This window comes from Spirillospora sp. NPDC029432, assembly GCF_040703975.1.
GTDB lineage: Bacteria > Actinomycetota > Actinomycetes > Streptosporangiales > Streptosporangiaceae > Spirillospora.
In genome coordinates this window covers 136,419-142,487 of sequence record NZ_JBEZWH010000018.1, presented here as the reverse complement: position 1 = coordinate 142,487, position 6,069 = coordinate 136,419, and the positions used below count along the sequence as shown (strand labels likewise).

Below are 6,069 nucleotides of genomic sequence, written 5' to 3'. Positions count from 1 at the left end.
GCCGCCCGGACGTCCGCCCGCCGGCGGGCCGCGCGGCGGCGGCGCACGGCCTCGGCGGTCATCGGCGGGATCAGGGCCGGCAGCACGGCCGCCAGCAGCGTGAGCCAGGCGAGCATGAGCCGGTCCACGCGGGTAGCGGCCAGGACCGTTCCGGGGACGGCGAGGACGAGAACCGCCGCCGCGTCCGGCAGCCGCGGCGCGAAGCGGCGCACCGCGAAGACGCCCGAGTGCACCGCCGCCAGCGTCGGCGCGATCACCGACGCGGCGACGAACAGGTTGGCGACCGGCAGCCCGTCCGGCCCGGCCAGCACCGCCACCACGTCGGTCGAGCCGCTGGACGTGGCCACCCCGGCGCCGACGACGGTGGCGGCGAGCGCGGGGACGACCAGGAGGCCGACGCACCACCACAGGTCGTACCGGCCGCGCAGCCCGGCGGTGAAGTCGGGCGCGCGCACGGCGAAGACCGAGACGTACCCGATGTACCCGGCCAGGTCGGCGACCAGCAGCAGCGGCCCGCCGTCCGGTACGGCGGCGACCGGCGGCGAGTCCGGCGCCAGCCGGACGGCCACCACGGCGACCAGCGCGATGGCGGTGAGCGTGGTGATGAGCGCGACGGCGTTCCAGCGCCCGCCGCCCGCCAGCAGCACCGCGACGATCGGCGCCGCGAGCAGCAGGACGCCGGCCGTGTCGGGCATGCCGGTCAGGGCGGCGACCGCGCCGCCGCCCAGCCCGACGTTGAAGCCGAACCAGCCGATCATGGCCAGCGCGAGCAGGCCGGTCACGGCGCGGTCGGTCGCGGGCGGCAGGTAGCGCGGCGACAGCTCGGCGAGCGTGGCGTTCTCGCCCGCCGGCGGCCGCAGGCCGCGCTCGCCCTGGGCGGCCAGCAGCGCCGCCATGACGAGCCCGCCGGCGACCAGCACGACCAGCGGCAGGGCGCCGTCGTGCCGGCCGCCGACCTGCGCGCCCAGGACGAGCGTGCCCGGTGCCGTTCCGATGCCGAGCCAGGCGCCCGCCGAGCTCCGCCACGTGCGCGGCGCGCCGTCCGCCGTGCCCTCAGCCACCGGTCACGGCGCTCTCGCCAGCCGCCGCCCGGTCACAGGACGTGCTCCGCGAAGCGGGACAGGGTGAGGGCGAGGGCGTCCCGGCCGGGCATCGCCCACAGCTCCTCGTTGAAGATCTCCACCTCGATCGGGCCTGTGTAGCCGGCGGCCTCTACGGCCTCGCGGAAGCGGCGCAGCTCCACGCAGCCGTCGCCGAGCATGCCGCGCCCGACGAGGACGCCCTCGGGCAGCGGGGTCGTCCAGTCCGCCACCTGGAAGGCGGCGATGCGCCCCTCGCGGCCCGCCCGCGCGATGCCGTCGTACGCGGCGGGGTCCCACCAGAGGTGGTAGGTGTCGACGACCACGCCCACCTGCCCGGCCGGGTGGGGCGCGGCCAGGTCGAGCGCCTGGCCGAGGGTGGAGACGACGCACCGGTCCGAGGCGAACATCGGGTGCAGCGGCTCGATCGCCAGCTGGACGCCGTGCTCGCCCGCGTACGGCGCCAGCTCCGCCAGGGCGTCGGCCACCCGGGAACGGGCGCCGTCGATGTCGCGGGAGCCGTCCGGGAGGCCGCCGCTCACCAGCACCAGAGCGGGCGCCTCCAGTGCCGCGGCCTCCTCGATGGCCCTCCTGTTCTCGGCGAGAGCGCCCTCCTGCTGGAAGAAGCCGCCCCGGCAGAGGGACGTGACCTTCAGGCCGCTGTCGCGGACGAGCTTGGCCGTGCGCTCCAGCCCGTACTCGGCGACCGGCTCCCGCCACAGGCCCACCCCGCGCACGCCCGCCGAGACGCAGCCGGAGACGAGGTCGGGCAGGGGCCAGTGGCGGGTCGTCCACTGGTTCAGGCTGAAGCGCGGATCGGCGGTCACTGCGCCACCCCCTGGACGGTCAGCCAGGCGCGCATCCGGGCGGCCGCCAGTTCCGGGTCCGGGTAGAGGCCGTCGGCCAGCTGGAAGAGGCGCACCAGATGCGGCACGGACCGCGCGCTCTCCAGCCCGCCGACCATCCGGAAGTGGTCCTGGTGGCCGGACAGCCAGGCCAGGAACACGACGCCCGTCTTGTAGTAGTACGTCGGCGCCTCGAAGATGTGCCGCGCCAGTGGCAGCGTCGGCGCGAACGCCTCCTCGTACGCGTCGAGGTCGCCCGCGTCCAGCGCGTGCAGGGCCGCCGCCGCGGCGGGCGCGATCGGGTCGAAGACGCCGAGCAGCGCGTCGCTGTGGCCGTGCCCGTCGTCGCGGATCAGGTCGGGGTAGTTGAAGTCGTCCCCGGTGTAGAGGCGTACGGAGTCCGGCAGCCGGCGGCGCAGGTCGATCTCGCGGCCGGCGTCCAGGAGGGACACCTTGATGCCGTCCACCTTCGCCGCGTGCTCGCCGATGATGGCGAGCACGGCGGCGGCCGCCCCGTCCGGCTCCAGAGTGCCCCAGTAGCCCTCCAGCGCCGGATCGAACATCGGGCCCAGCCAGTGCAGGATCGCCGGCCGCTCCAGCTGGGAGAGGAGCCGCCCGTACACCTTGGCGTAGTCGTCGGGGCCGGCCGCGGTGGCGGCCAGCTGGCGGCTGGCCATCAGGATCGGCACGGCTCCGGCCTCGGACACGACCGCGAGCTGCTCCTCGTACGCGGCCGCGATCGCGTCCAGGGACGCCGGGCCGGGCGGGAGCTGGTCGGTGCCCGCGCCGCAGGCGATGAGGCCGCCGCGGGCGCGGGCCGCCGCGCCGCTGCGCAGGATCAGCTCCCGCGTGACGTCCCAGTCCAGGCCCATCCCGCGCTGCGCCGTGTCCATCGCCTCGGCGACGCCGAGCCCGTACGACCACAGGTGCTCGCGGAACGCCAGCGTCGCGTCCCAGTCGAGCGACTCCCCGAACGGGTCGGGCACGACATGGGCCGCCGCGTACGCCACCCGCGAGGCGGCGGGCCCCGCGGGACGCGCGAACGCGCGCGGCTCGCCGAGCGTGTACGGGACGAGCCCCCCGGCGGACGGGAGCACGACCTTCATCGGGCCAGCTCCGGCACGTCCAGCCGGCGGCCCTCGCGCCACGCCCGCAGCCCCAGCTCGGCCAGCTGGACGCCCCGCGCGCCCGCGTAGAAGTCCCACGCGAACGGGCCGTCGTCGTACACGTGCCGCAGGAACATCTCCCACTGCGCCTTGAAGCCGTTGTCGAACTCCTCGTTGTCCGGGATCTCCTGCCACTGGCCGCGGAAGTCCTCGGTGGCGGGCAGGTCGGGGTTCCAGACGGGCTTGGGCGTCATCGAGCGGTGCTGGACGCGGCAGCGCCGCAGCCCCGCCACCGCCGAGCCCTCCGTGCCGTCCACCTGGAACTCCACCAGCTCGTCGCGGAAGACGCGGGTCGTCCAGGACGAGTTGATCTGCGCGACGATCCCGCCCTCCAGCTCGAAGATCCCGTACGCGGCGTCGTCGGCGGTGGCCTCGTACGGCTTGCCGTGCTCGTCCACCCGCTCCGGGATGTGCGTCGCGCCGAGCGCCTGCACGGACCGGACCGGCGCGATCGCGTCGAGCACGTACCGCCAGTGGGCGAACATGTCGAGGATGATCCCGCCGCCGTCCTCGGCCCGGTAGTTCCAGCTCGGCCGCTGGGCCTCCTGCCAGTCGCCCTCGAACACCCAGTACCCGAACTCGCCGCGCACCGACAGGATCCGCCCGAAGAACCCGCCGTCCATCAGCCGCTGGAGCTTGCGCAGCCCCGGCAGGAACAGCTTGTCCTGGACGACCCCGTGCCGGATGCCCGCCTCGTCCGCGAGCCGGGCCAGCGCGAGGGCCTCCTCCAGGCCCTCCGCCAGCGGCTTCTCGGTGTAGACGTGCATCCCGGCCGCGATCGCCGCGCGGATCGCGGTCTCCCGGGCCGAGGTGACCTGGGCGTCGAAGTAGATCTCGGTGTCGGAGCGTTCCAGGGCCTCGGCCAGATCGGTCGTCCAGTGCTCCAGCCCGTGCCGTTCGGCGAGGTCGCGCAGCTTCTGCTCGCTGCGGCCGACGAGCACCGGCTCGGGCCACAGGACGGTGCCGTCGGCCAGCGGCAGCCCGCCGGCGTCCCGGATCGCCAGGATCGAGCGGAGGAGATGCTGGCGGTATCCCATGCGGCCGGTGACACCGTTCATGACGATCCCGATGGACCTGCGTGCCATCCCGTTCCTTCCTTAAAGGTGTGCCTCGAAGGCTCGAAGCTGCTGAGGTGCTACTCGGCGCCCGCGCCGGCCCCGAGCAGCCCCCGGATGCGGGCGGCGACCCGGGAGAACTCGGGGTGGTCGACGGTCTCGGCGTAGTTGCGCTCGGCCGGCAGGTCGACCTCGATGATCTCCCTGATGGTGCCGGGCCGGTCGCTCATCACCACCACCCGGTTCGCCAGGTACGCGGCCTCGGCGATCGAGTGCGTGACCAGCAGGACCGTCGTGCCGGTCTCCCGCCAGATCCGGTTGAGCTCGATGTTGAGCTGCTCGCGGGTCAGCGCGTCCAGGGCGCCGAACGGCTCGTCCATCAGCAGGACGGGCGGCTCGTGCAGCAGCGCGCGGCACAGCGCCACCCGCTGCTGCATGCCGCCGGACAGCTCGTGCGGCAGCGCGTCCTCGAACCCGGACAGGCCGGCCATCTCGATCAGCTCGGCGGTGCGGCGCGCGGCCTGGTCGGACGGCATCTTGCGCATCTCCGCCTGGAGCAGGATGTTCTTGCGGGCGCTGCGCCACTCCAGCAGCGCCGCGCGCTGGAACACGTACCCGATGTCGTGCCGCGGCCCCGCCACCCGCTCGCCGCGCAGCCGCACGTCGCCCGACGTGGGCTTGAGTAGCCCCGCGACCAGCTTCAGCAGCGTGGACTTGCCGCAGCCGGACGGGCCCACGATCGCCACGAACTCGCCCATGGCGACGTCCAGCGACACCTCGTGCAGCGCGGTGACGTCGCGCTTGCGGCTGCGGAATCGGACGGCCACGTCGTCCAGGCGGACGGCGGCGCCCTCGGCGGTCGCGGCGGTCCCGGTCTCCGGCTTGCTCATGATCCTCATAGGTCAGCCCTGGGGTGCGGTGTCGGCCTGCCAGTACTCGGCGGGCGCCTGGGCCTTGCTGATGACGCCGGCCTGGTGGAAGACGTCGATGGTCGTCTTCCAGTCCGCCTCGGTGTTGACACCGGGCGCCTTGCCCTTGGTGGCGTCGGTGTGCAGCAGGCCGAGCGTGGCCTTGAACTGCTCGGTGACGACCGGGACGGGCGGCAGCTGGTCGGACGCCCCGGCCATCGACGCGACCGCGCCGGCCTCGTCCTTCTGCGCGGCCGTCCAGGACTCGCTGGTGGCCGCGACCATCCGCTTGACCAGGTCGCCGTCGCTCTTGAGCTTGCGCTCGCCGACCATCAGGCCGTTGGAGAAGAAGTTCAGCCCGTGCTCGGAGAAGCGCAGCGCGGTGGTGGCCTTCTTGGACTTGTCCTTCATGATCGGGCCCTGGTCGTTGGCGAACCCGACCAGGCCGTCGGCCTGCCCCGACATGACGGCGGCCATCTTGCCCGCCGGGTCGGTGTTCTGGATCCGGACGTCGGTCTCGGCGAGCCCGTTCTTCTTCAGGAACACGGGGAACGTGCGCGACAGCGCGTCCCCGGCCGTACCGGCGATCTTCTTGCCCTTGAGGTCGGCCGGCGTCTTGATCCCGGTGGTCTCGAACGCCTGGACCGAGGCGGGGGTCGTCTGGAGGTACACGCCGATGCTCTTGATCGGCATGCCCTTGTCGACCGCGGCCAGCAGCGCCGGGGTGTCGGCCCAGCCGAAGTCGGTCTGCCCCGCGCCGGTGGCCTGCACGGTCTTCTGCGAGCCCTGGCCGGCCTTGATCTCCAGGTCGATGCCGTGCTTCTCGTAGATCTTCTGCTTCACGCCGTAGTAGAAGGGCGCGTGCTCGCCGTACGGGTACCAGTTCAGGGTCAGGCTGACCTTGGTGAGCTTCTTGCCGGAGGCGCTGGTGGTCTCCTCGGAGCCGCCGCCGCAGGCGGCCGCGGTGAGGGCCAGCGCGGGGACGAGGGCGATGGCGAACGTGCGGAGTTTCATGG

Annotated in this window: 6 protein-coding genes; all 6 read right to left on the bottom strand. The window is 73.7% G+C overall.

All coding sequences use genetic code 11. The features are described 5' to 3' along the window. A partial coding sequence (locus AB0881_RS17420) for a hypothetical protein (RefSeq protein WP_366617928.1) occupies positions 1–1,061 on the bottom strand: 1,061 nt, incomplete at its 3' end. 32 nt (positions 1,062–1,093) lie between these two features. Further along, the gene (locus AB0881_RS17415; RefSeq protein ID WP_366617927.1) at positions 1,094–1,906 is read right to left on the bottom strand and encodes a sugar phosphate isomerase/epimerase; all 813 of its coding nucleotides are present in this window, start codon (positions 1,904–1,906) and stop codon (positions 1,094–1,096) included. Further along, positions 1,903–3,030, bottom strand: coding sequence for a dihydrodipicolinate synthase family protein (locus tag AB0881_RS17410; RefSeq protein WP_366617926.1), 1,128 nt, complete (start codon positions 3,028–3,030; stop codon positions 1,903–1,905). Before AB0881_RS17410 ends, AB0881_RS17415 begins: the two co-directional genes overlap by 4 nt. Next, positions 3,027–4,175 (bottom strand): Gfo/Idh/MocA family oxidoreductase, encoded by a 1,149-nt coding sequence (locus AB0881_RS17405; protein WP_366617925.1) that lies wholly within the window; start codon positions 4,173–4,175, stop codon positions 3,027–3,029. Before AB0881_RS17405 ends, AB0881_RS17410 begins: the two co-directional genes overlap by 4 nt. Positions 4,176–4,225: 50 nt before the next feature. Beyond that, entirely contained in the window at positions 4,226–5,035 is an 810-nt protein-coding gene (locus tag AB0881_RS17400) for an ABC transporter ATP-binding protein (RefSeq protein ID WP_366617924.1), read from the bottom strand. Between the two features lie 12 nt (positions 5,036–5,047). Further along, complete coding sequence (locus tag AB0881_RS17395) at positions 5,048–6,067, bottom strand: ABC transporter substrate-binding protein (RefSeq protein ID WP_366617923.1); 1,020 nt, start codon at positions 6,065–6,067, stop codon at positions 5,048–5,050. Positions 6,068–6,069: the final 2 nt, after the last annotated feature.

Coding starts and splice junctions, on each gene's coding strand:
- AB0881_RS17410 (WP_366617926.1), bottom strand. CDS start 3,030: ATGAAGGTCGTGCTCCCGTCCGCCGGGGGGCTCGTCCCGTACACGCTC.
- AB0881_RS17405 (WP_366617925.1), bottom strand. CDS start 4,175: ATGGCACGCAGGTCCATCGGGATCGTCATGAACGGTGTCACCGGCCGC.
- AB0881_RS17400 (WP_366617924.1), bottom strand. CDS start 5,035: ATGAGCAAGCCGGAGACCGGGACCGCCGCGACCGCCGAGGGCGCCGCC.
- AB0881_RS17395 (WP_366617923.1), bottom strand. CDS start 6,067: ATGAAACTCCGCACGTTCGCCATCGCCCTCGTCCCCGCGCTGGCCCTC.